Source organism: Stenotrophomonas sp. FBCC-B152, assembly GCF_059134105.1.
In genome coordinates, this window is sequence record NZ_CP101442.1 from 428,842 (window position 1) to 455,061 (window position 26,220).

Annotated in this window: 19 protein-coding genes and 10 tRNA genes; 19 read left to right on the top strand and 10 right to left on the bottom strand. The window is 66.0% G+C overall.

All coding sequences use genetic code 11. The features are described from left to right. Window positions 1–147: 147 nt before the first annotated feature. The gene (locus NMB40_RS02005; protein WP_494359975.1) at window positions 148–1,404 is read left to right on the top strand and encodes a zinc-dependent metalloprotease; all 1,257 of its coding nucleotides are present in this window, start codon (window positions 148–150) and stop codon (window positions 1,402–1,404) included. Between the two features lie 47 nt (window positions 1,405–1,451). Here NMB40_RS02005 and lpxH read toward each other — a convergent pair whose 3' ends face one another. The 9 genes from lpxH to NMB40_RS02050 form a co-directional block, all read right to left on the bottom strand. Then, window positions 1,452–2,192, bottom strand: coding sequence for a UDP-2,3-diacylglucosamine diphosphatase (gene lpxH, locus NMB40_RS02010; protein ID WP_494359976.1), 741 nt, complete (start codon window positions 2,190–2,192; stop codon window positions 1,452–1,454). 25 nt (window positions 2,193–2,217) lie between these two features. Then, window positions 2,218–2,757 carry a phosphatase PAP2 family protein gene (locus NMB40_RS02015; protein ID WP_494359977.1) on the bottom strand — a complete coding sequence of 180 codons (540 nt, stop codon included), beginning with the start codon at window positions 2,755–2,757 and terminating at the stop codon, window positions 2,218–2,220. Further along, window positions 2,738–3,874: a glycosyltransferase family 4 protein gene (locus tag NMB40_RS02020; RefSeq protein WP_494359978.1), complete on the bottom strand. Its 1,137-nt coding sequence runs from the start codon at window positions 3,872–3,874 to the stop codon at window positions 2,738–2,740. The genes NMB40_RS02015 and NMB40_RS02020 overlap by 20 nt, the downstream gene beginning before the upstream one ends. Window positions 3,875–4,021: 147 nt before the next feature. Next, entirely contained in the window at window positions 4,022–6,940 is a 2,919-nt protein-coding gene (locus tag NMB40_RS02025) for a TonB-dependent receptor domain-containing protein (protein WP_494359979.1), read from the bottom strand. Between the two features lie 346 nt (window positions 6,941–7,286). Further along, the gene (ppx, locus tag NMB40_RS02030; protein WP_282247514.1) at window positions 7,287–8,813 is read right to left on the bottom strand and encodes an exopolyphosphatase; all 1,527 of its coding nucleotides are present in this window, start codon (window positions 8,811–8,813) and stop codon (window positions 7,287–7,289) included. 125 nt (window positions 8,814–8,938) lie between these two features. After that, window positions 8,939–11,020, bottom strand: coding sequence for a polyphosphate kinase 1 (gene ppk1 / locus NMB40_RS02035; RefSeq protein ID WP_494359980.1), 2,082 nt, complete (start codon window positions 11,018–11,020; stop codon window positions 8,939–8,941). After that, window positions 11,017–12,357, bottom strand: coding sequence for a phosphate regulon sensor histidine kinase PhoR (gene phoR, locus NMB40_RS02040; RefSeq protein ID WP_282247512.1), 1,341 nt, complete (start codon window positions 12,355–12,357; stop codon window positions 11,017–11,019). Before phoR ends, ppk1 begins: the two co-directional genes overlap by 4 nt. A gap of 18 nt (window positions 12,358–12,375) precedes the next feature. After that, window positions 12,376–13,065 carry a phosphate regulon transcriptional regulator PhoB gene (gene phoB / locus NMB40_RS02045; RefSeq protein ID WP_019185815.1) on the bottom strand — a complete coding sequence of 230 codons (690 nt, stop codon included), beginning with the start codon at window positions 13,063–13,065 and terminating at the stop codon, window positions 12,376–12,378. A 112-nt stretch (window positions 13,066–13,177) separates the two neighbouring features. Next, the gene (locus NMB40_RS02050) at window positions 13,178–14,818 is read right to left on the bottom strand and encodes a M48 family metalloprotease (protein WP_494359981.1); all 1,641 of its coding nucleotides are present in this window, start codon (window positions 14,816–14,818) and stop codon (window positions 13,178–13,180) included. Between the two features lie 108 nt (window positions 14,819–14,926). Between NMB40_RS02050 and grxC the strand changes: the two genes are divergently transcribed. The 3 genes from grxC to NMB40_RS02065 all read left to right on the top strand — a co-directional run bounded on the left by grxC (window position 14,927) and on the right by NMB40_RS02065 (window position 16,771). Continuing rightward, window positions 14,927–15,223: a glutaredoxin 3 gene (grxC, locus tag NMB40_RS02055; protein ID WP_282247388.1), complete on the top strand. Its 297-nt coding sequence runs from the start codon at window positions 14,927–14,929 to the stop codon at window positions 15,221–15,223. Beyond that, window positions 15,220–15,612, top strand: coding sequence for a carboxymuconolactone decarboxylase family protein (locus NMB40_RS02060; RefSeq protein ID WP_038690172.1), 393 nt, complete (start codon window positions 15,220–15,222; stop codon window positions 15,610–15,612). The genes grxC and NMB40_RS02060 overlap by 4 nt, the downstream gene beginning before the upstream one ends. A gap of 151 nt (window positions 15,613–15,763) precedes the next feature. Then, window positions 15,764–16,771 (top strand): isocitrate dehydrogenase, encoded by a 1,008-nt coding sequence (locus NMB40_RS02065; protein ID WP_282247389.1) that lies wholly within the window; start codon window positions 15,764–15,766, stop codon window positions 16,769–16,771. Between the two features lie 101 nt (window positions 16,772–16,872). Here NMB40_RS02065 and NMB40_RS02070 read toward each other — a convergent pair whose 3' ends face one another. Next, window positions 16,873–17,631, bottom strand: a complete 759-nt coding sequence (locus NMB40_RS02070; protein WP_282247390.1) for a Bax inhibitor-1/YccA family protein — start codon at window positions 17,629–17,631, stop codon at window positions 16,873–16,875. Between the two features lie 162 nt (window positions 17,632–17,793). Between NMB40_RS02070 and NMB40_RS02075 the strand changes: the two genes are divergently transcribed. From NMB40_RS02075 to NMB40_RS02145, 15 genes are all read left to right on the top strand, one after another. After that, window positions 17,794–17,870 (top strand) — tRNA-Pro (locus tag NMB40_RS02075). 46 nt (window positions 17,871–17,916) lie between these two features. Further along, window positions 17,917–17,993 (top strand) — tRNA-Arg (locus tag NMB40_RS02080). A 56-nt stretch (window positions 17,994–18,049) separates the two neighbouring features. Further along, window positions 18,050–18,126: transfer RNA gene (locus tag NMB40_RS02085), tRNA-His, on the top strand. 84 nt (window positions 18,127–18,210) lie between these two features. Continuing rightward, a tRNA-Lys gene (locus tag NMB40_RS02090) sits at window positions 18,211–18,286 on the top strand. 388 nt (window positions 18,287–18,674) lie between these two features. After that, window positions 18,675–18,750 (top strand) — tRNA-Lys (locus NMB40_RS02095). Window positions 18,751–18,874: 124 nt separating this feature from the next. Then, window positions 18,875–18,959: transfer RNA gene (locus NMB40_RS02100), tRNA-Leu, on the top strand. Window positions 18,960–19,149: 190 nt separating this feature from the next. Next, window positions 19,150–20,445: a trigger factor gene (gene tig / locus NMB40_RS02105; RefSeq protein WP_494359982.1), complete on the top strand. Its 1,296-nt coding sequence runs from the start codon at window positions 19,150–19,152 to the stop codon at window positions 20,443–20,445. Between the two features lie 65 nt (window positions 20,446–20,510). Next, window positions 20,511–21,137 (top strand): ATP-dependent Clp endopeptidase proteolytic subunit ClpP, encoded by a 627-nt coding sequence (clpP, locus tag NMB40_RS02110; RefSeq protein ID WP_282247392.1) that lies wholly within the window; start codon window positions 20,511–20,513, stop codon window positions 21,135–21,137. Between the two features lie 125 nt (window positions 21,138–21,262). After that, window positions 21,263–22,552, top strand: coding sequence for an ATP-dependent Clp protease ATP-binding subunit ClpX (gene clpX / locus NMB40_RS02115; protein ID WP_068849575.1), 1,290 nt, complete (start codon window positions 21,263–21,265; stop codon window positions 22,550–22,552). A gap of 142 nt (window positions 22,553–22,694) precedes the next feature. Next, window positions 22,695–25,160 (top strand): endopeptidase La, encoded by a 2,466-nt coding sequence (lon, locus tag NMB40_RS02120; protein ID WP_494359983.1) that lies wholly within the window; start codon window positions 22,695–22,697, stop codon window positions 25,158–25,160. A 205-nt stretch (window positions 25,161–25,365) separates the two neighbouring features. Then, window positions 25,366–25,638, top strand: a complete 273-nt coding sequence (locus NMB40_RS02125) for an HU family DNA-binding protein (RefSeq protein ID WP_019185801.1) — start codon at window positions 25,366–25,368, stop codon at window positions 25,636–25,638. An 11-nt stretch (window positions 25,639–25,649) separates the two neighbouring features. Next, window positions 25,650–25,724, top strand: a tRNA-Val gene (locus NMB40_RS02130). 27 nt (window positions 25,725–25,751) lie between these two features. Further along, window positions 25,752–25,828: transfer RNA gene (locus NMB40_RS02135), tRNA-Asp, on the top strand. Window positions 25,829–25,916: 88 nt separating this feature from the next. Next, window positions 25,917–25,993: transfer RNA gene (locus NMB40_RS02140), tRNA-Asp, on the top strand. A gap of 88 nt (window positions 25,994–26,081) precedes the next feature. Continuing rightward, a tRNA-Asp gene (locus tag NMB40_RS02145) sits at window positions 26,082–26,158 on the top strand. The last annotated feature ends 62 nt before the right edge of the window (window positions 26,159–26,220 follow it).

Here is a 26,220-nt window from a genome sequence, read left to right on the forward strand (position 1 = left end):
CTGTGGCCGCCGGTCACAGTTCGGGAATCTCATTGGTGGCCTCTATTGAATTCACGCGATCGATAGGCGCCAGATGGTCTGGCCTGTCGACAGGGGCGGCGGCGCGAACACGTTCACTTCCGAAGTTCACTCAACGAGAGAGGCGACATGATGTCCAGTTCGATGAGAAAGACCGCAGGTGCGATCACGTTGTTCCTGGCCGCCGTGGGTACGGCGGCGGCCGCACCCCTGTTCCAGCCGGTGACGGTGTTGAGCCGCGCCGGTGCGGCCAGCCAGCCGGCCGCGCAGGCGGTGCTGTCGGCGCCTTCCAGCGCCGCCGTGCAGGAGGTCCGTGTCGAGGCAGGCGCGGTGGTGGCGGCGCAGCGGCAGCTGGAGTTCGAGCTGCTCGGCACACCCGTGCAGGCCCTGAAGCAGCGGGTGGAAAGCCTGCCCGATGGCGGCAGCATCTGGTACGGCAGCCTGCAGAACGCAGGTTCGAAACTGACCCGCCAGGCTGGTGCGCAGGATCCGGGCAATTCGGTGATCCTGGTGCGCAACGGCGACACGGTCACCGGTTCCATCCGCAAGGACGGCACGCTGTACCGGCTGCGTCCGCTCAGTGATGGCCGCCACGTGCTTGTGCAGGTGGATGAGTCGCGCATGCCGGCCGAACACCCGGCCGACTACAACACGCTGCCAAAGATCGAGATGCCGGCCAGTGATCGTGCCGGCATTGCAGCGGCTTCGTCGGGCACGCCGGCCACCATCCGCGTGCTGGTGGTGGCGACCAATGCGGCGGTCAGCGCCTATGGCGGCAACATGCAGTCGCTGGTGCAGCTGGCGGTGGCCGAATCCAACCAGGGCTACACCAACAGCAACGTGGGCATCACCATGCAGCTGGCCGGCTACCAGGCGGTGGCGTATACCGAGTCGGGCAATTTCAGCACCGACCTGGCGCGCTTCCGTTCGACCAGTGATGGGTACATGGATGCCATCCACACCACCCGCAACAGCACCGCGGCGGATGTGGCGGTGCTGATCATCAACAACAGCAGCTACTGCGGGTTGGCATCGGGCATCGGCTCCACCGCGTCGAGCGCGTTCGCGGCGGTGTACTGGGACTGCGCCACGGGCTACTACTCGTTCGCGCATGAGATCGGCCACCTGCAGAGCGCGCGGCACGACATCGCCACCGACTCCAGCACCTCGCCGTACGCGTACGGCCATGGATATCGTTACCAGCCGGCCACCGGTTCACGCTGGCGCACGATCATGGCCTACGACTGCACGTCCGGCTGCCCGCGCCTGAATTTCTGGTCCAATCCCAACATCAGCTACAACGGGATTCCGATGGGCATCGCCTCCAGTGCCGACAACCAGCGCGTGCTGGTCAACACCAAGGCGGCGGTTGCCGCGTTCCGGTAATCCACGGGGCACGCGGCGGAAGCATATCCGCCGCGTGCTGGCCGGCCTCAGGCCAGTGAATCCAGCGTCCACCCCTGCGGGGTAACGCGCAGCACCGAGCCCTGCTCGTACCAGTCGCCCAGCACGATGCGCGTGCACGCGCGGCCGCCGGCCTGCAGGCTGTGGATCGCCGGGCGGTGGGTGTGGCCATGGATCATGGTGTCCACGCCGTGGCGCACGAACGTGGCGGTCACTTCGTCGGGTGCGACGTCGGTGACGGTTTCGAAGGTGGCGCGGTCGCCCTGTTTCATTTCCGACTGGCGTGCCTGGCTGGCATCGCGCGCTTTCTGCGCGAAGGCGATGCGTGCGGGCAGCGGCTGGGCCAGGAACTGGGCCTGGAACACCGGGTCGCGGGTCTGTGCGCGGAACTGCTGGTAGGCCACGTCATCGGTGCACAGCAGGTCGCCGTGCTGCAGCAGCACCGGGGTGCCGTACAGGTCGATCACGCTCGGGTCGGGCAGGATGCGGAAGCCGGCGCGGCGGGCGTAGTCCTCGCCCACCAGGAAATCGCGGTTGCCGCGGATGAAGTACACCGGCACCCCGGCGGCAGCGACTGCCTTGAGCGCATCGGCCACCGCATCGGCGGCGGCCGAGGGGGTGTCATCGCCGATCCAGGCCTCGAACAGGTCGCCCAGGATGTACAGGGCATCGGCCTGCATCGCCTCGCGGCGCAGGAAGTCCAGGAACAGGTCGGTGATGGCTGGACGGCTCGGGTCCAGATGCAGATCGGAGATGAACAGCGTAGTCATGCCGCCATTGTATTAGGTTGTCCGATCACACCGGCAACGGCAACCACTGCAGGCTGGCGCCTGCCAGCGCCGTGGCAATCGCCGTCGCCGCCAGCACATCACTGGGGTAATGCAGCCCCAGCACCACCCGCGATACCCCGACCGCCGCCGTGAACGGCACCAGCACCGGGGCCAGCCACGGGTAGTAGGCCAACGCCACGATCGTGAACGACACCGCATGCAGGGTGTGTCCGGACGGGAAGCTGAATTCGTCCAGCGGTGCCACCCAGGCGCGGATGCGCAGGTCGGCTGCATACGGGCGGGGGCGCCGGGTCCAGCGCTTCAGGCTCTTGTACAGCAGCAGCGCCATCAAGCCGGTGGCGGCCATGTGCAGCGACGCGCGCAGGCCATCGAAGCCATCCACCAGCACCAGCACGCCCATCAGCGCGTACCAGAACACCCCGTCGCCGAGGCGGCTGACCACCGAGAACGCGCGGCGCACGCGGCGGTGCCGGCAATAGTGGTTGGCGCGCCGGCACCAGCGGGTCTCGCGCCCGCGCAGGGCATCAAGCGGCGTGGTCCGCATGCGACCTCCGGGCCGTGGCCAGTTCGGCAAGCAGGGCCTCGAACTCGGCGACGACCTGCTGCGGATGCAGCCGCGTCATCGCCACGGCCGCATTGCGGCCCAACCGTTCGCGCTCGGCGTCGTCGCCGGCCAGGCGCACGGCCGCATCGACGAAGGCGTTGTCATCGTCCACCGCTACCCCGTTCTCATGGGTGCGCAGGTGCTCGCGGGCCGCGCCGTAATCGAACGCCACCGTAGTCACGCCACTGGCCATCGCTTCCAGCGTGACGTTGCCGAAGGTCTCGCTGCGGCTGGGGAACAGGAACAGGTCGCCGCTGGCGAAATGGCGGGCCAGCGCATCGCCGCGCTGCACGCCACAGAAGATGAAGTCCGGGTTTTCATGGGCCAGTTTCTCGCGGGCCGGGCCATCGCCCACCCACACGAAGCGGGCCTTGGGCCGCACCTGCTGTAGTTTGCGGAACGCTTTCACCGCCAGTGCCAGGTTCTTTTCCGCGGCAATGCGGCCCACGTAGATCGCCGCGAAGCCGCTGCCGTCGATGCCCCATTCCTCGCGCAGCGCCGGGTCGCGCCGGGTCGGCTCGAACTGGCTGCTGTCCACCGCGCGTGCGAGCAGGCGCACCCGGTCGAAGCCCTGGTCGCCGAGGAACTGCTGCAGCTCCTGGGTCGGGACCAGCGTGGCATCGGCCTGGTTGTGGAAGCGCCGCATCCAGCGCAGCGCGGCGGCCTGCAGCCAGGCCACGCCGTAGTCGGGCAGGTATTCGTCGAAGCGGGTGTGGAAGCCGGTGGCCACCGGGATGCCCAGGCGCCGCGCGGTGCGCAGTGCCGACCAGCCCAGCGGGCCCTCGGTGGCGATGTAGATGGCGTCCGGGCGCTGCTGCTGCCACTGCCGGGCCAGCCGCTTGGGGGCCGGCAGGCCGAAGCGCAGGCCGGGGTAGCGTGGCAGCCCGGCGCCCTGCACCAGCAGCGCGCCGCCGGCACCGGTGTCGTCGGCCTGGCGCGGGCGGACCAGGTCCACCTCATGCCCGGCCGCGCGCAGTCCCTGTTCCAGCCCCTGCACGGTCAGGGCAACGCCGTTCACTTCGGGGGGGTACGTTTCAGTGACGATGGCATAGCGCATGGCGGGCCTCCGGTTTGAAGGCATGCTCGGGGTTGGCGATGTAGCCGACATGACATCGACATGACCGCCGCATGACGCCGCGCCGGGCACGAAAAAACCACGGCCCCGAAGGGGCCGTGGTCATCGTGCATCAACCGCGCGGGGCGATCAGAAGCGCTGCTGGTACTTCATGTAGATGAAGCGACCGATGTCATAGCCGCCGTAGTACGAGAAGGCCGAGTTCGGCTTGCTGTACATGATCGGGCCCAGCTTGTCGAAGACATTGTTGGCACCGACCGACACGGTGGCTTCCCACGGCAGGGTGTAGCGGAACTGCAGGTCGTGGAAGGTGACCGAACCGCGCTCGTTGTAGTTGCGCGAGCCCTTGTACCACGGCGCGTACTGGCCCGGATCCGAGCATTCTTCCGGGTACAGCGCGATGTTGGCGCACTGCTCCTTCACCCCGGAGTAGTAGCGGGCGGTCCAGCTCATGCCGAAGTTTTCCAGGTCCCAACCCAGCACCAGGTTGGAACGGACGCGGAAGCCACTGCCGATGCCGTTGGTGGGGGTCGGCACGACGCTGGCGTCATTGGTCGAACGGTAGATGTTGCTCGACACGTACGTGGTGGCCGAGTTCAGCGAGAACTTGCCGAAGTCGGTGTCCATCCGGTAGTTCAGGTCCAGGTCGTAGCCTTCGGTTTCGAGGAAACCGGCGTTGCGGTTGCCGAACTTCAGGTTGGTCACGATGCCGGTGACCGGGTCGCGGTCGAAGCGCGAGCAGCGCGCGTCGATGCCCTGCTCATAGCAGTCGATCAGGATCTGGGTGGGGGTATCGGCAATGATGGTGTTGTCGATGCGGATCTTCCACCAGTCCAGCGAGGCGTTGAAGTTCTGGATGAAGCCGGGGCTCCAGACCAGGCCCAGCGTCTTGCTCTTGGAGGTTTCCGGGGTCAGCGTCGGGTTGGAGCCGGAGGTGAACGGCACCGGCGTGGCATCGGTAGCCACGGTCACCGGCGTGCCGCCCTGGCGCAGCTGGCGGAACGTGGCGGCGTTGGTGATGTCACGCGAGCAGCGCGCGCGCACTTCGGCGCTGGTGCGCGAGGAGCCGAACACGGTGTCGCACGGATCGCTGAACTGCGCGAAGGTTTCCGAACCGCCACCGAACAGGTCGTTGATGGTGGGCGAGCGGAAGCCCTCGGCCCAGGTACCACGCACCATCAGCGAGTCGATCGGCTTCCACTTGAAACCGAACTTGCTGTTGAGGGTGTTGCCGAAGGTGTCGTAGTCCGAGAAGCGGGTGGCGCCGTTGAAGGTCAGTTCCTTCGCACCCGGCAGGTCGGCCAGCACCGGGATGTTGAGCTCCAGGTAGGCTTCGTTGACGGTGTAGTCGCCACCGGTCGGGCCGGCGGCCAGGTTGGTGGTGGCACCGGTCTGGGCCAGCGCGTCGGGGGTGTACTTGCCTTCTTCCTTGCGGCTTTCAACACCGAAGGCGAAACCCAGGTCGCCGGCCGGCAGGGTGAAGATGGAACCGGCGATGTTGGCGAAGAAGTTTTTCGAGGTGGTGCGGCCCTTGGTGGTTTCTTCCGGGAACAGCCACGCCTGCAGCTCTTCATTGCCGTACAGGCCGTTCGGCGCGGTCACGCCATAGGCCACCAGCGGGTTCCACGGCTTGCACACGTCGAACGAGATCGGGGCGGCGGCGGTACCACACTGCACCTGCCCCTGAGCGTTGAGGAACGACGGACCCACGCCGCCGGCGACGCGCGCCTTGTGCAGGTTGCCGGTGGCCACCGACTCCAGCTCGTTGCGGTTGTACTGGTAACCGGCTTCCCAGTCGAAATAGCGTTCGCCGATGTCGAACGAACCATCGAACGAGGCCACTGCGCGGTAGGTCTTCAGGTTGCTGGTGGTAACGCGCGGGATTTCCCAGGTACGACGGTTCCAGGCCACGGCGGTCGGCGTGGCATAGCCGTGCTGGTTGCCGAACGGATTGAAGTAGCTGTTGATCGACATCGAGCCGACGCCAGCGGTGCTGGACTGCAGCGGATAGCCGGCGATCTGGCGGCTTGACTCACGCTCGTTGTAACCCAGCTCGGTGCGGAAGTTGATGCTGTCGGTGATCGCGAAGCGACCATCGAAGTACACCGAATCGCGCTTGAGCGGATACATCACGTGCATCTGGTCGTTGGCGTTGCTCACGTCACCGGTGAACGGGGTGGTGTCGGTGCGGTGGTAGTTGCCCGGCAGGGTCGGGTCCGAACCCCGGTTGAGCGAGTAACCGCAGCCGGCGGTGGCCGTGCAGCCCGGGCCGCGCAGGCCGGTGATCTGGCCGTACTGGCTGATGGTGGTCCAGTTGCTGGAATCCAGCGGGTGGCGGTCGGTCATGCCGTACTGGCTGAAGCCACGGTTACGCGCCCACACGCCCTTCTCTTCAGCGTGTTCGGCCGACAGGGTCAGCGAGATGCGGTCATTGCTCCAGCCGGCCACCACGTCGAAGCGGTCTTTGGCGCCGTCGCCTTCGCTGTACTGCCCGTGGTAGACGTTGGCGGTGACGCCACTGACATTGCCGCGGGTGATGATGTTGACCACGCCGGCCATCGCGTCGGAACCATAGATGGCCGAGGCGCCGTCCTTCAGCACTTCGATGCGTTCGACGGCCGAGACGGGCAAGGTCGACACGTCCTGGTAGCCGGAGGTGCTGATGCCAAGCCGCTTGCCATTGACCAGCACCAGCGTGCGCTGGGTGCCCAGGTTGCGCATGTCGATGTAGGTGCCGCCGGCGTTCTCACCGGCGGTCAGCGCGTTCGCGCGGCTGATCGTCGGGCTGCCCATGGCGGTCACGTTCTGCAGGATGTCGGCGACCGAGCTGAAGCCCTGGCGCTCGATGTCGGTGCGGCTGATCGCAAACACCGGCTGCGCGGTTTCCACGTCCACCGTACGGATGCGCGAACCGGTGATCTCGATGCGATCCAGGTTGGTGGGGTTCGGCGCGTCCTGTGCCATGGCCGGGGCGGCCACCAGGCCAGCGGTACCGGCGACCAGGGCGTAGCGGATCGCCTGCCCGAGTACGTTGATGCGTGAAGTCATTTGGCTCTCTCTCTGGTTCAGAACTGAATCAAAAGAGGTCGGCGGGGTCCCAAGTGCCCCGCGTCCCTCGAAAACCAGCCCAAATGGGCCGGTGATCCGATCTTAGTCCCAGTCGTTAAGGCTGTGTAAAGCCTTTTGCCAAAAAAAGTTCACGCGATCGTAACCAAAGAGACAAATGCCCATGAAAATCAATGGATTGTGAAACTTTGCCCCATCGGTGGTCTGTGTCTTTATGTGTCGTAATGTAACGTATTGATGCGATGCAGCATGAGAAATCGCGCACGCTTCCGGAGGGAGGCGTGGGGCGGGCAGCGCGTTGGGAGCGATGTGGAGCCGCGAACGCGGCTCAGGCCACGAACGGGCGGAACTGGACGCCAAGCCCGGCCATGCCGTCGGTTTCGCCGATCAGGTCGGCACGCAGCAGCGGGCGGGCATCGATGTAGGCCTGCGGCAGGATCAGCGACAGGCGGCTGTCGTCGGCGCTGAGCTCCAGCGCCGGCACGGGGGTATCTTCGTGGGCGCGGTTGAGCAGCACCGCCAGCCGGAGCAGGGCGGTCATGCGCCGGGCCGGCAGCAGCAGGCGCTCGGGCAGGGCATCAAAGGCGGATTTGGAGACGTTGCGGCGGTGGCTGCGCACCAGCGCGGCCAGCAGCTGCTGTTCCTGGCGCGAGAAGCCGGCGATGTCCGAGTTCTCCAGCACGTAGCTGCCATGCACGTGGTAGCCGCTGTGGGCGATCATCAGGCCCAGCTCGTGCAGGCGCGCGGCCCAGCCGAGCATGCGCGCGTCGTCCGGGTCCAGGTTCCAGCTGCCTTCGACCTGGGCGAACAGGTCCAGCGCGGTGCGCTGCACGCGTTCGGCCTGGACGGTATCGATGCCGTAGCGCAGGGTCAGCGCGTCGACCGATTCGTCGCGCAGGTCGTTTTCGCTGGCGCGGCCGAGGATGTCGTACAGGATGCCCTCGCGCATGGCCGCCTTGCTGACCAGCAGCTTCTGCAGGCCCAGCGCCTGGAACGCCGCTTCCAGCACCAGGATGCCGCCGGCGATGATCGGGCGGCGGTCGGGCGACAGCCCGGGCAGGTTGATGTCCTCGATGCGCTTGGCCTTGAGCAGCTCATCGCGCAGCTGCGGCAGGGCTTCGGCGGTGATCGCGCCCTTGCTCAGCTTCATGGTGGCGCAGATTTCGCTGATCGCCTTGTGCGTGCCGGACGAGCCCAGCGCTTCGTGCCAGCCCAGCGAGCGGTACTTGGTGGCGAACTGCTGGAACTCGGCGCCGATCTCGGTCAGCGCATCCTTCCAGCGCCGCTTGCTCAGCTTGCCGCCCGGGAAGAAGCGCCGGGTGCTGGCGATGCAGCCGGCCTGCAGGCTTTCGCGCTCCAGGGTCTGCATGCCCTGGCCGATGATGAATTCCGTGGAGCCACCGCCGATGTCGATCACCAGCCGGCGCTGGTCCGGCTTGGGCGGCTGCGCATGGGCGACGCCCAGGTAGATCAGGCGGGCCTCTTCGCGCCCGCTGACCACTTCAATGGCATGCCCCAGCGCGGTTTCGGCCGGCATCAGGAACGCCTGCGGCGAGCGCAGCTGGCGCACCGTATTGGTGGCCAGGGCGCGCACGCGCACCGAGGGAATGCCGCGGATGCGCTGGCCAAACCGGGCCAGGCATTCCAGCGCGCGCTGGCGCGCTTCCGCCGACAGGCCGCCCTTGCCATCCAGGCCGTCGGCCATGCGCACGGTCTCGCGCAACCGGTCGACCACGCGCAGCTGCCCGAGCGTGTAGCGCGCGATGACCATGTGGAAACTGTTCGAACCGAGGTCGACGGCGGCGAGCAGGTCGCCATCCTGCAGGGCGGGCGGAGTCGTGGAGGTATGCGGCATGGGCGAATGGTAGCCGAAGGGTGGGTCGCGGCGTCACCGCGCGGCCTTCACATGATGCGACCGGTGGCCGCATCGAAGGAATCCCGACCAACGGGCGGGATCTACCCGGGTTGCAGATCTGCGATCTACAACCCTTGCATCAACGTCATCTGCGCCGAGTGCGGGGGCTGGTCGTGGCCGGGGGTGCACTTGCGGTACTCGCCGTCGGCGTGCAGTTCCCAGGCGTTGAGGTTGTCGTCCAGGTAGTTCTGCAGCACGTCGCGGTAGACCTTGCGGGCCAGCTCCGGGTCCAGGATCGGGAAGCAGGTCTCCACCCGGCGCAGCAGGTTGCGCTCCAGCCAGTCGGCGCTGGCGCAGTACAGCTCGGACGCGCCGTCGTTGCCGAACCAGTAGACGCGGCTGTGTTCCAGGAACCGGCCGACGATCGAGCGCACCCGGATGTTGTCCGATACCCCCGGTACGCCCGGGCGCAGCGTGCACGCCCCGCGCACGATCAGGTCGATCTGCACGCCGGCCTGCGACGCGGCATACAGCGCGCGCACCACCTGCGGTTCGTTGAGGGCGTTCATCTTGGCGATGATCCGCCCGGGGCGGCCCTCGCGGGCCAGGTGCATCTCGCGTTCGATGCGCTGCAGCAGCCCGTCGTGCAGGGTGAACGGCGATTGCAGCAGGCGCTTCAGGCGCGTGCGCGGGGCCAGCCCGGACAGCTGCTGGAACAGCAGGTGCACGTCGTTGCCGATGTCGGCATCGGACGTGATCAGGCTCAGGTCGGTGTACGCCCGCGCGGTGCCGCTGTGGTAGTTGCCGGTGCCCAGGTGCACGTAGCGGCGCAGCTTGCGGCCCTCGCGGCGCACGATCAGCAGCATCTTGGCGTGGGTCTTGTAGCCCACCACGCCGTACACCACCTGCACGCCGGCTTCCTGCAGGCGGTCGGCCAGGCCCAGGTTGGCTTCCTCGTCAAAGCGCGCACGCAGCTCCACCACCACGGTGACGTCCTTGCCGTTGCGCGCGGCCTGGATCAAAGCATCGACGATCAGCGAGTCCTTGCCGGTGCGGTACAGGGTCTGCTTGATTGCCAGCACGTTCGGGTCCACAGCGGCCTGCTTGATCAGGTCCAGCACGGCGGTGAAGGCGTCGAAGGGGTGGTGCAGCAGCACGTCCTTGCGCGCCACCACTTCGAAGATGCCGTCGCTGTCGCGCAGCGTGCGCGGGCTCATCGGCGGGTATTTCAGTTCCGGCCGGGCCAGCAGGTCGTACAGCTGGATCACGCGGTTGAGGTTGACCGGGCCGTCGATGCGGTACACCGCGTTCTCGGTGAGGCCGAAGTTCTGCAGCAGGGTCCGCACGATGTCGCGCGGGCAGTCCTGGGCGATCTCCAGCCGCACCGCCGGCCGGTAGCCGCGGTCGACCAGCTCGTCGCGCAGCGCCAGCGCCAGGTTCTCCACTTCTTCCTCGTCCACCACCAGCTCGGAATTGCGGGTCACCCGGAACTGGTAGGCGCCTTGGACTTCCATGCCCGGGAACAGCTCGCCGACGAACGTGGACAGCACCGAGGACAGGAACACGAACGTCTGCGGGCCGCCCAGGGTCTGCGGCAGCTGGATGATGCGCGGCAGCGAACGCGGCGCGCGCACGATGGCCAGGTGGCCGGCGCGGCCGAACGCATCGGTGCCCTTGAGCACCACCACGATGTTCAGCGATTTGTTGAGGATCTTCGGGAACGGGTGCGAGGGGTCCAGGCCCAGAGGCGACAGCACCGGCATGATTTCGTTGCGGAAGTACGCGCGCAGCCAACGCTTCTGGCGGTGGTTCCAGGAGTGCCGGCCCAGCACGTCGATGCCGGCCTCGTGCAGGGCCGGGCGCAGCGTGTCGTTCCAGCAGCGGTACTGCTGGTCCACCAGTTCCGCGGCGCGGTCATGGATGGCATTGAGGATGGTCTGCGGCGCCATGCCGTCCGGTGCCGGCGGCAGGCCGAATTCCTGCGCGTGGCGCACCGCGGCGGCGCGGATCTCGAAGAACTCGTCCAGGTTGGTGCAGGAGATGCACATGAAGCGCAGCCGCTCCAGCACCGGTACCTGCGGATCCATCGCCTGGGCCAGCACGCGGAAGTTGAAATCCAGCTGCGACAGCTCGCGGTTGATGTACAGGGCCGGGTCGCGCAGTGGATCGGTTTCCGCCGGCAGGGCGATGGGAACGAGGGTGCTCATGCGGAGGAGTCTTCTGCAGAGGAAAGGGTGGCAACGTCGGTGCGCTCGCGCACGTGGTCGGCATCGAAGTGGCACGAGAACACGCTGCCCTTGCCGACCTCGCTCTGGATCTCCAGGCGCGCGTGGTGCAGGCCCAGGATGTGCTTGACGATCGACAGGCCCAGGCCGGTGCCGCCGCTTTCGCGCGAACGGCTGCTGGAAACGCGGTAGAAGCGCTCGGTCAGGCGCGGCAGGTGGGTGGCGGGAATACCATAGCCGGTATCGCGTACCGCCAGCACCACGCCGTGGCCTTCGCGGGCCAGCTCCACCTCGACCCGGCCGCCGGCCGGGGTATAGCGCACCGCGTTGGTGACCAGGTTGGAGAAGGCGCTGTGCAGTTCCTTGTTGGAGCCCTGCAGGTCCACCCCGGCGCTGTCGATCACGCTGATCTGGTGGCGGCCCTGGCTGTGCGCCTCGGCTTCGCGGCGCAGCGTGGCCAGCATCGGCGCCATCGCCACGGTTTCTTCTTCGGTGTGTTCCTGCGATTCCAGCCGCGACAGGGTCAGCAGGTCTTCGACCAGCTGGGCCATGCGCTGCGACTGCTTGCGCATTTCCTCCAGCATCGGCCCGGTGCCGGGGAAATCCTCCGGCTCCATCATGTCCAGGTAGCCGTGCACCACCGTCAGCGGCGTGCGCAGCTCATGCGACACGTTGGCCACGAAATCGCGGCGGACCTGCTCCAGCCGCAGCAGCTTGCTCACATCGCGCGCGATCAGCAGCCAGTAGTCCGGCGAATAGGGAATCAGGCGCAGGTTGAGCCGGATCGCCGGATCGACCGGGGAGGGCACGTCCAGGATCGGTTCGGCATTGCGGCCGCCGGCCAGCCAATGCGCCAGCGGCATCGGCTGCAGGCGCGCGACCAGGGCCTCGCCCAGGTCGCCCGGGTGATGCAGGCCCAGCAGCGTGGTGGCCGATTCGTTGAACCACTGCACGCGCTGGCTGTTGCGGTCCACCACCACCACCGCATCCGGCAACGCGGCGGCAGCGGCGCGGTAGCTGCGCAGCATGTCCAGCAGGCGCCGCTTGCGCGTGCGCATTTCCAGCTGGTTGCGGTACAGCAGCCGGTCCAGTTCGTTCCATACCCCATTGCCGCCGCTCATGTCCCAGCGCTGGCGCGCGGTGAGCCGGCGCAGCACCTTGCGCAGCCGCCAGTAGTGCCAGGCCAGCGCACCAATGGAGGCCAGCGCGATGCACATCCACACATGCCCGGTGGCGAGGCCCACCAGGCCGGCGGCAAGCAGCAGCACGGCGAGGGTGGCAAGGGTTTTCAACCAGGCGGAGCGGATGTGGCGCGGCATTGCGGTCCCAGGGAAAAATCAGGTCGAGGTCGAGAACCGGTAGCCTGCACCGCGCACGGTCTGCACCATGTTCTCAGCGCCGAACGGCTCCAGCGTCTTGCGCAGGCGGCGGATGTGCACGTCGATGGTGCGCTCCTCCACATATACGCTGCCGCCCCACACATGGTCCAGCAACTGGGCACGGGTGTATACGCGCTCGGGGTGGGTCATGAAGAAGTGCAGCAGGCGGTATTCGGTCGGGCCGATCGGCACCGGCTGGTCGCCGGCGAACACCCGGTGCGCGGCACCGTCGATGCGGATGGTGCCTACCGCCACGCTGCCGTCCTCGTCATCGTCGCGCGCCCGCCGCATCACGGCGCGGATGCGGGCCAGCAGTTCGCGGGCCGAGAACGGCTTGACCACGTAGTCGTCCACCCCGGCTTCGAGCCCGCCGACGCGGTCGTTCTCTTCGCCGCGCGCGGTCAGCATGATGATCGGCACCTCGCGGGTGAGGGCCTCCTTGCGCCAGCGCCGGGCCAGATCCAGCCCGCTGGTGCCCGGCAACATCCAATCCAGCAGGATCAGGTCCGGCACGCGGTCGGCGATCGCCGTCTGCGCTTCACGGGCGTCACCGGCGTGGATCGGGTCGTAATCACCCTTGCGCAGGGCAAAGGCGACCATTTCGCGGATCGCGGGTTCGTCATCGACGATCAGGATGCGTTTCTGCACGTGCCCACCGTATTACTCATCAGACCGGGATTGAGCCCAGTAGACTACGGTTTCATGACATGTTTGTGACGGCCATGGGGGCATTGCCATCCCACGGTCATCCGGGCGCGGTTCAGCGCCGTTCCAGCTCCGGGTCGTTGATGCCCTGCCGGCGCATCTCCAGCACGGTGGGGGTGATGCTCTCGATCCGCGAATCCACCCGGGCACGGCCCACGTAATCCAGTGCGGGCTGCTTCTTGAGCGCCTGCAGCTGCATCAGCGCCTGCTCCGGCCGCCCGTTCAGGAATGCGGCCTCGGCATAGGCCTCGCTGGCGCGCAGGGTGTCGCCGGCCAGCTCGCTGGCGCGGGCATAGCGCTGCTGGAACACCGGATCATTGCCGCTTTGCGACAGCAGCGGCCGCAGCATCGCCTGCGCGCGCTGGCCCGCCTCGCGCCCCCCCTGTTCGTTCAGCATCTCGGCGTAGGTCAGCGCCACCGGGCGGCTGCCGGGGTGCTGGCGGAGCAGGGCGTCGAAGCGGGCATTGGCCTGGGCCGGCTGGCCCGAGCGCGACTCGGATTCGGCCAGTGCCAAGGCCACCCACAGGTTGTCCGGGTGGTCCTTGAGCAGCTCGGTGAGGTCGCGCCGGGCCTCGGCCGCGCCGCTGTTGCGCAGGCGCGCCAGGGCCAGCCCATAGCGCTGGGCATCGTTGAGGCCGCTTTTCTGCTCGCGCTGCAGGTTCTGGTATTCGGTGGCCAGCTCGCCCGGGGTATCGGCGCTGAGCACGCGCAGGCGCTCGCGCGCCCACTCGAACTGGCCGGTGCCGCCCCGGCTGAGTGAATTGACCGAGATCTGCATCGAGGCCGGCAGCAACGGGTTGCTGCGCCGGACCAGCGGGTCGGACAGGGCCGGGTCGGCCGGGTCCACCCGTTCCTGGCGCACCCCGCCGGGCACCTCGGTGGTGAGCAGCACCGTGTCCTTCTTCATCTGCTCGGCACGGGCCTTGGCTTCGCTGATGCGGGTGGTGTTGACCGGGTGGGTCTGCAGGAAATCCGGCACCGAATAGCCGCCGGCATTGCCGCGCATCGAGGCGGACATGCGTTCGAAGAAGCCGGCCATCGCATCCACGTCGTAGCCGCTGCGGGCCAGGGTGCGGATGCCCAGGCGGTCGGCTTCGGATTCATTGCTGCGGGTGTAGTTGATCTGGCGCTGCCGCATCAGCCCCATGCCGGAGGTGATCGCGGCCATGGTGGCATCGCCGGAAGAGTTGCCGCCGGCCTGCTGCGCGGCCACCACCGCCGCCAGCATGCCCAGCAGGATCGGGATCTGGTCGCGCTGGGCCCGTTCCACCCCGCGCAGCACGTGCTGCTGGGTGACGTGGGCGATTTCGTGGGACAGCACCGCCGCCACCTCATCCTCGCGCTCGGCGGTCAGCACCAGCCCGGCGTTGACCCCCACGTAGCCGCCCAGGGTGGCGAAGGCGTTGATCTGCCGGTCGCGGAGCATGAAGAACGTATAGGACTGGCGCGGCTGGGCGCTGTTGGAGCCCAGCCGCGCGCCCATGGTCTGCAGCCAGTCGTCCACCAGCGGGTCATCCAGCAGGAAGCCGTAATTGCGCAGCTCGCGCAGCATCATCCCGCCGTACTCGGCCTGGCGCGCCGGGGTCAACAGTTCACCGGCCGACGAGCCGATGTCCGGCAGCTTGCTGTCCTGGGCCGACGCCAAGGGGGCGGCCAGGGCCAGGGTCAACGCGGCAGAGAGCAGCAAAAGGCGCAAACAGGAACTCCTGGGGGCTGCGGGTGATCCGCAGTGTTGCGGTGATGACATGGAAAATCCAGCGCAGGGCTACCATATACAGACACTCGTTCCGCTGTGGAGTTTCCCGTGAGCCAAGATGTCGCTTCCAACCCGGGTGGGAAGCCGCCCATCACCATCTATTCGACCGCCGTCTGCCCGTACTGCGTGGCCGCCAAGAACTTCCTGAAGAGCAAGGGCGAGAGCTGGACCGAAGTCCGCATCGACCTGGACCCGGTCGAGCGCGAAAAGATGATGGCCAAGACCCGCCGCACCAGCGTGCCGCAGATCTTCGTGGGCGAGGTCCATGTGGGTGGGTACGACGACATGATCGCCCTGCACCGGGAAGGAAAGCTTGAGCCGCTGCTGAACGGAGAGGGCGCATGAGCGCTGCGGACGACGGCAGCAAGGACCGGATCGCCGAGTTCACCGAGTTCCGCCAGCGCATGAACCAGCGCATCCTGGGCGAGCCCAACCAGGTGGTGCGGCGCTTCTTCGCGCTCGACACCCAGACCTACCAGGCCGGCGCGCTGGATGTGAAGACCAAGGAGCTGCTGGGCCTGGTCGCCTCGATGGTGCTGCGCTGCGACGACTGCATCAGCTACCACGTGGCCCAGTGCAAGGACGCCGGGGTGACCCGCGAGGAGTTCTTCGAGACCTTCTCGGTCGGCCTGGTGGTCGGCGGCTCGATCGTCATCCCGCACCTGCGCCGCGCCGTGGACTTCCTGGACCAGCTGGAAGGCGGCGCCGCCGCCCCGGCCGTTCACGAACATTGATGGATTCCGCCCGACCAACGGTCGGGCGCTACCAATGGCTAATTTGGGGTCCCTTGGGCGGGTGAGGCATAATTGCGGGTGAAACTTCCCTTGCGCCCCTGCTCCGGGTCCCTTACGGACGGCGCTCCCCCTCGGTTCGGAAACAGATCAAATGACGCAGAAAATCACGGTCATCCGCGGTGACGGCATCGGCCCGGAGATCATGGACGCTACGCTGTTCGTGCTCGGCAAGCTGGACACCGGCTTTGAATACGAAGATGCCGACGCTGGCCTGGTCGCACTGGAAAAGCACGGCGACCTGATGCCGGCTTCCACCCTGGAGTCGATCGCACGCAACCGGATCGCGCTGAAGAGCCCGCTGACCACGCCGGTCGGTGGTGGCTTCACCTCGATCAACGTCAGCCTGCGCCGCCACTTCGACCTGTACGCCAACGTGCGTCCGGCGGTGTCGTTCCCGAACACCAAGTCGCGTTTTGGCGACGGCGTGGACCTGGTCACCGTGCGTGAGAACACCGAAGGCGCGTACCTGGCCGAAGGCCAGGAAGTGTCTGCCGACGGCGAAACCGCGTTCTCCGGCACCCGCATCACCCGCAAGGGCTCCGAGCGCATCGTGCGCTACGCCTTCGAGCTGGCCCGCAGCACCGGCCGCAAGAAGGTCACCGCCGTGCACAAGGCCAACATCATCAAGTCGACCTCGGGCCTGTTCCTGGCCGTGGCGCGCGAAGTGGCGGCCAAGTACCCGGACATCGAGTTCCAGGAAATGATCGTCGACAACTGCTGCATGCAGCTGGTGATGCGTCCGGAACAGTTCGACGTGATCGTCACCACCAACCTGTTCGGCGACATCATCTCCGACCTGTGCGCCGGCCTCGTCGGCGGCCTGGGCCTGGCCCCGGGTGCCAACATCGGTGAGAACGCGGCGATCTTCGAAGCCGTGCACGGCACCGCGCCGGACATCGCCGGCCAGGGCAAGGCCAATCCGTGCGCGCTGCTGCTGGCGGCCGCGCAGATGCTGGACCACGTCGGCCAGACCGAGAACGCCGAGCGCCTGCGCAAGGCCATCGTGGCCACGCTTGAAGCCAAGGACTCGCTGACCGGCGACCTCGGCGGCACCGGCAATACCATGGGCTTCGCCCAGGCCATCGCCAGCCGCCTGTAACCGGGCGTGGTAGAGCCGACGGTAGGGCCGACTGTTGGTCGGCTGCTCCAAAAAGAAAGGGCGCCCTCACAGGCGCCCTTTTTTCATCCAGGCGCGTTGAATCAACGCGACTGCAGCTTCGACAGCAGGCGCAGGAACTCCACGTACAGCCACACCAGGGTGACCATCAGCCCGAACGCGCCGTACCACTCCATGTACTTCGGTGCGCGCGCCGCGGCGCCGTTTTCGATGAAGTCGAAGTCCAGCACCAGGTTGAGTGCGGCCACCACCACCACGAACAGGCTGAAGGCGATGCCCAGCCAGCTGGCTTCATGGATCACCGGCACGTTGATGTCGAAGAAGCCCAGCACGAACGAGGCCAGGTACAGCAGCGCGATGCCGCCGGTGGCCGCGACCACGCCCAGCTTGAAGTTCTCGGTGACCTTGATCAGGCCGCTGCGGTAGGCCGCCAGCAGGGCGAACAGGGTGCCGAAGGTGAGCAGCACCGCCTGGAACACGATGCCCGGGAAGCGCACTTCCATCACCGCCGAGATCGCGCCCAGGAAGAAGCCTTCCACCAGCGCGTACATCGGCGCGGTGACCGGCGACCATTCCTTCTTGAACACCGTCACCACGGCCAGGACCAGCCCGCCGATGGCGCCGCCGATGGCGTAGATCATCGCGCCCGGTGCGATCTGGCCGTCGGCGCCGATGGCCTGGCTCCAGGCGAAGGCAGCGGTGAGTACGGCCAGCAACAGCAGGATGCCGGTCTTGTTGACCGTGCCGTTGATGGTCATCACCTGGTCGGGCGAGGTCACCACCGAGCCGCTGGCCAGGTCGAGGAACGTCGACTCCGAAAGTGCAGGATTGCCGCTGCGCATTGCCAATCTCCTTGAAGGGTAGGGTTAGGGCCGTCCGGCCGCTGGAGAAAGCATAGCGCCCGATCATGAATGTGAAAAACCTTGTGAAAACCGTTGACAGATGCCTCGCCGATTCCCACAATAGCCGACTCTTTCGGGGGGAACCTCGAGGGATCAAACCACCGGGGTATAGCGCAGTCTGGTAGCGCGCCTGCTTTGGGAGCAGGATGTCGGGGGTTCGAATCCCTCTACCCCGACCACGTCCCGCTGCTCAAAACGGGATGGGAATGCGACAATCCGGTCAGGGCGCCCGTAGCTCAACTGGATAGAGCACCGGCCTTCTAAGCCGGCGGTTACAGGTTCGATTCCTGTCGGGCGCACCATCGGTGCACACGCGGGGCTGCTTCAAAGGTTGTAGACGAATAAACAGGTTTCAGTGGTGGCTGTAGCTCAGTTGGTTAGAGTACCGGATTGTGATTCCGGTGGTCGGGGGTTCGAATCCCCTCAGCCACCCCACTGATTTGAAGAACCCGTTTCACCGGAAGTGAAACGGGGTTGCAAAAAAAGGCGCAAACGCTACACTATGCGCCTGAGTTTTCAGGGCTGTTAGCTCAGTTGGTAGAGCAGTTGACTCTTAATCAATAGGTCCAAGGTTCGAATCCTTGACAGCCCACCAAGACAGAAGCCATCCGGTTCGCCGGGTGGCTTTTTTCTTGCGCGCGATGCGGCATCCCGCAGCCACGCAGGGCGTGGCTCTACGTCCAGGCGTTGCGTCGACACGCACACCGTGTCCGCGTGATTCCATCCCAATCGTCCTGTGCACGTAACAATTCGTAGTGCCACGCCCTGCGTGGCAACCGCGCGCAGCGCGGCCCGGGTGTCCGAAGCCGATCACGTGCCGGTCCCGGCGATGCCGCCGGCGTTTGGGCCCGGCCGAAGCCGCCCGTCAGGCGTTCATGATCCCGGAGCCAAGCCAGCCACGCAGGGCGTGGCTCTACGAGGGGTGCAAAAAAACCGCTTGCAACACCGTGCGGCATTGCGTCATAATTCGCCTCCCGATTTTCGGGCTGTTAGCTCAGTTGGTAGAGCAGTTGACTCTTAATCAATAGGTCCAAGGTTCGAATCCTTGACAGCCCACCAAGACGAAAGCCATCCGGTCAGCCGGGTGGCTTTTTTCTTGGCTGCGATCTGGCATCCCGAAGACACGCATGGCGTGTCCCTACCGGCGACCTGCTTCCGGTCTTCACGTACAATGCGCACCAGCGCGAAAGTGGCGGAATTGGTAGACGCCCTGGATTTAGGTTCCAGTGCCGCAAGGCGTGGGGGTTCGAGTCCCCCCTTTCGCACCAGCTGACGGGGCAGGGGACTCCCTGAACACGCCCCGGATTGACGTTCCCGGCACCATGCTGGCGGCGCTGGCCGTTATCGGCCAAACTACAGGGCTGCGGCGGGCAGGCGCGTCCACGACCCCGCGTTCTCAACCCGTTTCATCCAATCACATCGTGCCGGGGGCGTCGCCACCGGTTGGCAGGAGTCAACATGCAAGCTTCGATCGAATCCACCGGCAATCTGGAACGCCGCCTGACCTTCTCGCTGCCGGAAGACCGCCTGCAGACCCACATCAGCGGCCGCCTGGGCGAAATCGCCCGCACCGCGCGCATCAAGGGCTTCCGCCCGGGCAAGGTGCCGGCCAAGGTGATCGAGCAGCGCTTCGGCCAGCAGGTTCGCAGCGAAGCCGTTGACGGCCTGCTGCGTGAAACCTTCGATGCCGCCGTGCGCGAGCACGAGCTGCGCATTGCCGGTGCGCCGCGCATCGACAAGGGCGACGCAGGTGAATTCTCCTTCGTGGCCACCGTCGAGCTGGTGCCGGACTTCGGCGACGTCGACGTCAGCAAGCTGACCGTCGTGCGCCACACCGCCGAGATCAACGATGCCGACATCGACCAGATGATCACCAACCTGCGCGAGCAGCGCCGCAGCTGGAGCCCGGTGGACCGTGGCGCCCAGGACGGCGACCTGGTGGCACTGGAAACCTGGTCGCGGGCCGGCGACGAGCGCCTGCCGGCCGAAGGCACCGAAAAGGGCAGCGTGGTGGTGGGCCAGGGCATGATGTTCGAGCAGATCGAACAGGGCCTGGTCGGCCTGGCCAAGGGTGAAGAGAAGACCCTGGATGTCGAGTTCCCGGCCGACTGGCGCGTGCCCGCGCTGGCTGGCAAGCAGGTCAAGGTCACCGTCAAGGCGGTGGACGTGTCCGCGCCGGTGCTGCCGGAAGTGGATGCCGAGTTCATCAAGAGCTTCGGCGTGAAGGGCGGCGACGTGGAACAGTTCCGCAAGGACATCCGCGCCAACCTGGAGCGCGAGCTCAAGGGCGCCCTGATGAACCGCCTGCGCCGTGAAGTGGGCGAGCAGCTGATCGCCGCCTACGCCTCGGTCGAAATGCCGCCGCGCCTGGTCGACAACGAAGCCCGCGCCATGCTGGCCCAGCAGGTCGAGCAGATCCGCCGCAGCGGCCGCAACCCGGGCGAAATCCCGGCCGACGCCCATGAAGGCTTCAAGGACGCGGCCGCCAAGCGCGTGCTGGTCGGCCTGCTGGTCGGCGAAGTGGCCCGCAGGAACGACCTGCGCCTGGATCCCAAGCGCCTGAACGAAACCATGCGCCTGATCGCCTCGACCTATGAAGAGCCGGAGCAGGTCATTGAGATGTACCGCAACGACCCCCAGCTGATGAGTGGGCTGCAGAACCGCGTGATGGAAGAGCAGGTGATCGACTGGATCGCCGAGCGCGCCCAGCACACCGAGCAGCCGCTGTCGTTCCAGGACGCGATCCGCCAGTAAGCGGCCCGTGTTTTACGCCCCGCGCCCCGGCGCGGGGTCGTTCCCCCTCAAATAGGTGCCTCACAATGGACAACCGAACCAAAGCCCTGAACATGGTTCCGATGGTGGTCGAACAGACCAGCCGCGGCGAGCGCGCCTATGACATCTATTCGCGCCTGTTGAAGGAGCGCCTGATCTTCCTCGTGGGCCCGATCGACGATCACATGGCCAACGTGGTGGTGGCGCAGCTGCTGTTCCTGGAAGCGGACAATCCGGAAAAGGACATCAGCATCTACATCAACTCGCCCGGTGGCGTGGTCACCGCCGGCATGGCGATCTACGACACCATGCAGTACATCAAGCCGGACGTGAGCACCATCTGCGTCGGCCAGGCCGCCTCGATGGGCGCGCTGCTGCTGGCATCCGGCGCGGCCGGCAAGCGTTATGCGCTGCCGAACTCGCGCGTGATGATCCACCAGCCGCTGGGCGGTTTCCAGGGCCAGGCCACGGATATCGACATCCACGCCCGTGAAATCCTGACCCTGCGTTCGCGCCTGAACGAAGTGCTGGCCAAGCACACCGGCCAGTCGCTGGAGACCATCGCGCGCGACACCGAGCGCGACAACTTCAAGAGCGCGGCCGATGCGGTGGCTTACGGCCTGGTCGACCAGGTGCTCGAGCGCCGTCCGGAAGAGTCGATCACCCCGGCCTGATGTGCCGCCAGGCCGGGAAACCGGCCTGTTTCCGCAGGGTCGGGCTGGACTGGCGTCCTCCCGACCCTGTGCTATTCTCGAATCGAACCCCCGTTCAGCGGGTGGGGTAACTGGGTAAGCGAAGCATGAGCGAAGACCGCCAAGGTCGTTCCACGGAAACCGGCAAGATCCTCTACTGCTCCTTCTGCGGAAAGAGCCAGCACGAGGTGCGCAAGCTGATTGCTGGGCCAAGCGTGTTCATCTGCGATGAATGCGTGGAGCTGTGCAACGACATCATCCGTGAAGAGCTCGAGGAAAAGGCGCAGTCGGCGCGCAGTTCGCTGCCCAAGCCGCGCGAGATCCTCGAAGTCCTGGATCAGTACGTGATTGGCCAGAACCGGGCCAAGCGCACGCTGGCCGTGGCCGTGTACAACCATTACAAGCGCATCGAGAGCCGCCAGAAGAACGACGAAGTCGAACTGGCCAAGTCCAACATCCTGCTGGTCGGTCCGACCGGTTCGGGCAAGACCCTGCTGGCCGAAACCCTGGCCCGCCTGCTCAACGTGCCGTTCACCATGGCCGACGCCACCACGCTGACCGAAGCCGGTTACGTGGGCGAGGACGTGGAAAACATCATCCAGAAGCTGCTGCAGAAGTGCGACTACGACGTCGAGAAGGCGCAGCAGGGCATCGTCTACATCGATGAAATCGACAAGATCTCGCGCAAGAGCGAGAACCCGTCGATCACCCGTGACGTGTCCGGCGAAGGCGTGCAGCAGGCGCTGCTGAAGCTGATCGAAGGCACCGTGGCCAGCGTTCCGCCGCAGGGCGGCCGCAAGCACCCGCAGCAGGAATTCCTGCAGGTGGACACCAAGAACATCCTGTTCATCTGCGGCGGCGCGTTCGCCGGGCTGGACAAGGTGATCCAGGCGCGTTCCAACGATTCCGGTGGCATCGGCTTCGGCGCCAAGGTGAAGAGTTCCGAGCGCAAGCAGGAAGTGGGCAAGGTGCTGGCCGAAGTCGAGCCGGAAGACCTGATCAAGTTCGGCCTCATCCCGGAATTCGTCGGCCGCCTGCCGGTCGTGGCGACCCTGGAAGAGCTGGACGAGGCGGCCCTGGTCAGGATCCTGACCGAGCCGAAGAACGCCATCACCAAGCAGTTCAAGAAGCTGTTCGAGATGGAGCACGTCGAGCTCGAGTTCCGCCCGGACGCCCTATCGGCCATTGCCCGCAAGGCACTCAAGCGCAAGACCGGTGCCCGTGGCCTGCGTACCATCGTCGAATCGGTCCTGCTGGACACCATGTACGACCTGCCTTCGGCAGAAAACGTCAGCAAGGTGGTGGTGGACGAATCGGTGATCGAACACAAGTCCGAGCCGTACCTGATCTACCAGACCCCGCCGGCCCCTGAACAGAAGGCGGCAGGTGCTGAATAATCGGTTCAAGCAGTTGAATTGATGGACCTTTTTCAGAGCATCTTGCATCTGGACGCCGATGGCCCCATAACGGGGCCATCGGCTTTTTTGTATCCGGGTGACGCTGCCCGGAGGCCATCCCCACTGCTCAACTGGAGCCCACATGGCCCGTTCCCCTACTGAGACTCTCGACCTGCCGGTACTGCCGCTGCGCGACGTGGTGGTGTTCCCGCACATGGTCATTCCGCTGTTCGTCGGCCGCGACAAATCCATGCATGCGCTGGAACAGGCGATGGAGGCGGACAAGCGCATCCTGCTGCTGGCGCAGAAGTCGGCCGAGACCGACGACCCCACCGCCGCTGATCTCTACCAGGTCGGCACCCTGGCCCAGGTCCTGCAGCTGCTGAAGCTGCCTGACGGCACCATCAAGGTGCTGGTTGAAGGCCTGTCGCGCGTCAACGTCACCCAGGTCACCGAGCGCGACGGTTCGCTGCACGGCGTGGCCGAGGAAATCGAATCGGACGACGCGCGCGAGCCGCGCGAGGTCGAGGCCATCGCCCGTTCGCTGATGTCGCTGTTCGAACAGTACGTCAAGACCAACCGCAAGCTGCCGCCGGAGCTGCTGCAGACCCTGGCCGGCATCGATGAATCGGCGCGCCTGGCCGACACCATCGCCGCGCACATCAGCGTGCGCCTGGCCGACAAGCAGCGCCTGCTGGAAACCCTGCAGGTCGGCGACCGCCTGGAAATGCTGGTGGGCCTGGTCGACGGCGAGATCGACGTGCAGCAGATGGAAAAGCGCATCCGCGGCCGGGTCAAGTCGCAGATGGAAAAGAGCCAGCGCGAGTACTACCTCAACGAGCAGATGAAGGCGATCCAGAAGGAACTGGGCGACCTGGACGATGCGCCGGGCGAGCTCGAAGAGCTGGCCCGCAAGATCGCCGAGGCGGGCATGCCCAAGCCGGTGGAAACCAAGGCCAAGGCCGAGCTCAACAAGCTCAAGCAGATGTCGCCGATGTCGGCCGAAGCGGCCGTGGTGCGCAACTACCTGGACTGGCTGCTGGGCGTGCCGTGGAAGAAGCGCACCAAGGTGCGCAAGGACCTGAAGGTCGCCCAGGACACCCTGGATGCCGACCACTTCGGCCTGGACAAGGTCAAGGACCGCATCCTGGAATACCTGGCGGTGCAGTCGCGCGTGAAGCAGATGAAGGGCCCGATCCTGTGCCTGGTCGGTCCGCCGGGCGTGGGCAAGACCTCGCTGGGGCAGTCCATCGCCAAGGCCACCAACCGCAAGTTCGTGCGCATGAGCCTGGGCGGCGTGCGCGACGAGGCCGAGATCCGTGGCCACCGCCGCACCTACGTCGGCTCCATGCCGGGCCGCATCGTGCAGAACCTCAACAAGGTGGGCAGCAAGAACGCGCTGTTCGTGCTCGATGAGATCGACAAGATGTCGATGGACTTCCGTGGCGACCCGTCTTCGGCGCTGCTGGAAGTGCTCGACCCGGAACAGAACAACGCCTTCAACGACCACTACCTGGAAGTGGACCTGGACCTGTCCGAAGTGATGTTCGTGGCGACCTCGAACTCGCTCAACATCCCCGGCCCGCTGCTGGACCGCATGGAAGTGATCCGCATCCCCGGCTACACCGAGGATGAGAAGCTCAACATCGCCATGCGCTACCTGGTGCCCAAGCAGCTCAAGGCCAACGGCCTGAAGCCGGAGGAGCTGGAGATCGAAGCCGACGCCATCCAGGACGTGGTGCGTTACTACACCCGCGAATCGGGCGTGCGCAACCTCGAGCGCGAAGTGGCCAAGATCTGCCGCAAGGTGGTGAAGGAAATCGCGCTGGGCGGTCCGGCCGTGCTGGCCAAGCCGGCCAAGGCCGGCAAGAAGGCCGCGACGAAGAAGAAGGCGCTGGTGGTGGTCAACGGCAAGAACCTGGAGAAGTACCTGGGTGTGCGCCGCTTCGACTTCGGCCGCGCCGAGGAGCAGAACGAGATCGGCCTGGTCACCGGCCTGGCCTGGACCGAGGTGGGCGGCGACCTGCTGCAGATCGAATCCACCCTGGTCCCGGGCAAGGGCGCGCTGATCCTGACCGGCCAGCTGGGCAACGTCATGAAGGAATCGGCCTCGGCCGCGCTGTCGGTGGTGCGTTCGCGCGCCGAGCGGCTGGGCATCGATGCCGAGTTCCTGCAGAAGCACGACGTGCACGTGCACGTGCCCGATGGCGCCACCCCGAAGGACGGCCCCAGCGCCGGCATCGCGATGGTGACCTCGCTGGTGTCGATGCTGACCAAGGTGCCGATCCGCGCCGAAGTGGCGATGACCGGCGAAATCACCCTGCGCGGTCGCGTCACCGCCATCGGTGGCCTGAAGGAAAAACTGCTCGCGGCGCTGCGCGGTGGCATCACCACCGTGATCATCCCCGAGGAGAACCGCAAGGACCTGGCCGACATTCCGGCCAACGTCACCCGCGACCTGAAGATCATTCCGGTCAAGTGGATTGAAGAGGTGCTGGACCTGGCCCTGGAAACGCCGCTGACCGCGCCCAAGCCCAAGAAGGATGGGCAACGCGTCACAGTGCGGGGCAAGAGCAAGACAGCATCCACGACGCGCGTCAAGCACTGACGCGCGCGCGGGAAATGCCCGAAACCCGCGTCGTTATTGGCTTTTCAGCTTGCGCGGGTAGGGGTGCGCTGGTATAAAAGCACCACTCGCAAGTCAGCAGACGCTGACGGGTGCGAATCGAGAACTTCACTGGCGTCCGGCCACGTAGCGGGTCGGATGCTTCACTGTCGAACATGCGGAATCCCCGCCAAAGGAGCTGTACAGAATGAACAAGACCGAATTGATCGACGCCGTTGCCGAAGCCGCTGACCTGACCAAGGCCGAGTCGAGCCGCGCTGTCGATGCCGTCATCGCTTCCGTCACCAAGGCCCTGAAGGGCGGTGATGCGGTGACCCTGGTGGGCTTCGGTACGTTCCAGGTGCGTGACCGCGCTGCCCGTACCGGCCGCAACCCGAAGACCGGCGACACCATCAAGATCGCTGCGTCGAAGAATCCGTCGTTCAAGGCTGGCAAAGCCCTGAAGGATGCCGTAAACTAAGCGGCTTGCTGGGGTGCTTAGCTCAGCGGTAGAGCGTCTCCTTTACACGGAGAGGGTCGGGGGTTCGAAACCCTCAGCACCCACCATGCACCGCCAGTAAAAGTTTGAAATGTGGAGCGGTAGTTCAGCTGGTTAGAATGCTGGCCTGTCACGCCGGAGGTCGCGGGTTCGAGTCCCGTCCGCTCCGCCAGTTTCAACGAGGCCCCTGAGCGATCGGGGGCCTTGTTTTCTGCAACGATCCAGATCGTCGTGGAAGGCAGCAATAAAGGTTTTAGTGCGGAGCGGTAGTTCAGCTGGTTAGAATGCTGGCCTGTCACGCCGGAGGTCGCGGGTTCGAGTCCCGTCCGCTCCGCCAGTTACAAAAAATCCTCGAAAAGCAGTACTTCGGGGTGGGTTTTCTGAATATCTTCGGATATAATGAGCGCCTGCAAAGTTTCAAGCGCGGAGCGGTAGTTCAGCTGGTTAGAATGCTGGCCTGTCACGCCGGAGGTCGCGGGTTCGAGTCCCGTCCGCTCCGCCAATTCTTGAAGGCCCCTGGTGCAAACCAGGGGCTTTTCTTTTGCCTGAAGGCATGGAGCGCGG

Bases quoted from the DNA above. Each gene is read 5' to 3' on its own strand.
- NMB40_RS02005 (WP_494359975.1), top strand. From the start codon at position 148: ATGATGTCCAGTTCGATGAGAAAGACCGCAGGTGCGATCACGTTGTTC.
- lpxH (WP_494359976.1), bottom strand. From the start codon at position 2,192: ATGACTACGCTGTTCATCTCCGATCTGCATCTGGACCCGAGCCGTCCA.
- NMB40_RS02015 (WP_494359977.1), bottom strand. From the start codon at position 2,757: ATGCGGACCACGCCGCTTGATGCCCTGCGCGGGCGCGAGACCCGCTGG.
- NMB40_RS02020 (WP_494359978.1), bottom strand. From the start codon at position 3,874: ATGCGCTATGCCATCGTCACTGAAACGTACCCCCCCGAAGTGAACGGC.
- NMB40_RS02025 (WP_494359979.1), bottom strand. From the start codon at position 6,940: ATGACTTCACGCATCAACGTACTCGGGCAGGCGATCCGCTACGCCCTG.
- ppx (WP_282247514.1), bottom strand. From the start codon at position 8,813: ATGCCGCATACCTCCACGACTCCGCCCGCCCTGCAGGATGGCGACCTG.
- ppk1 (WP_494359980.1), bottom strand. From the start codon at position 11,020: ATGAGCACCCTCGTTCCCATCGCCCTGCCGGCGGAAACCGATCCACTG.
- phoR (WP_282247512.1), bottom strand. From the start codon at position 12,357: ATGCCGCGCCACATCCGCTCCGCCTGGTTGAAAACCCTTGCCACCCTC.
- NMB40_RS02060 (WP_038690172.1), top strand. From the start codon at position 15,220: ATGAGCGCTGCGGACGACGGCAGCAAGGACCGGATCGCCGAGTTCACC.
- NMB40_RS02065 (WP_282247389.1), top strand. From the start codon at position 15,764: ATGACGCAGAAAATCACGGTCATCCGCGGTGACGGCATCGGCCCGGAG.
- NMB40_RS02070 (WP_282247390.1), bottom strand. From the start codon at position 17,631: ATGCGCAGCGGCAATCCTGCACTTTCGGAGTCGACGTTCCTCGACCTG.
- tig (WP_494359982.1), top strand. From the start codon at position 19,150: ATGCAAGCTTCGATCGAATCCACCGGCAATCTGGAACGCCGCCTGACC.
- clpP (WP_282247392.1), top strand. From the start codon at position 20,511: ATGGACAACCGAACCAAAGCCCTGAACATGGTTCCGATGGTGGTCGAA.
- clpX (WP_068849575.1), top strand. From the start codon at position 21,263: ATGAGCGAAGACCGCCAAGGTCGTTCCACGGAAACCGGCAAGATCCTC.
- lon (WP_494359983.1), top strand. From the start codon at position 22,695: ATGGCCCGTTCCCCTACTGAGACTCTCGACCTGCCGGTACTGCCGCTG.
- NMB40_RS02125 (WP_019185801.1), top strand. From the start codon at position 25,366: ATGAACAAGACCGAATTGATCGACGCCGTTGCCGAAGCCGCTGACCTG.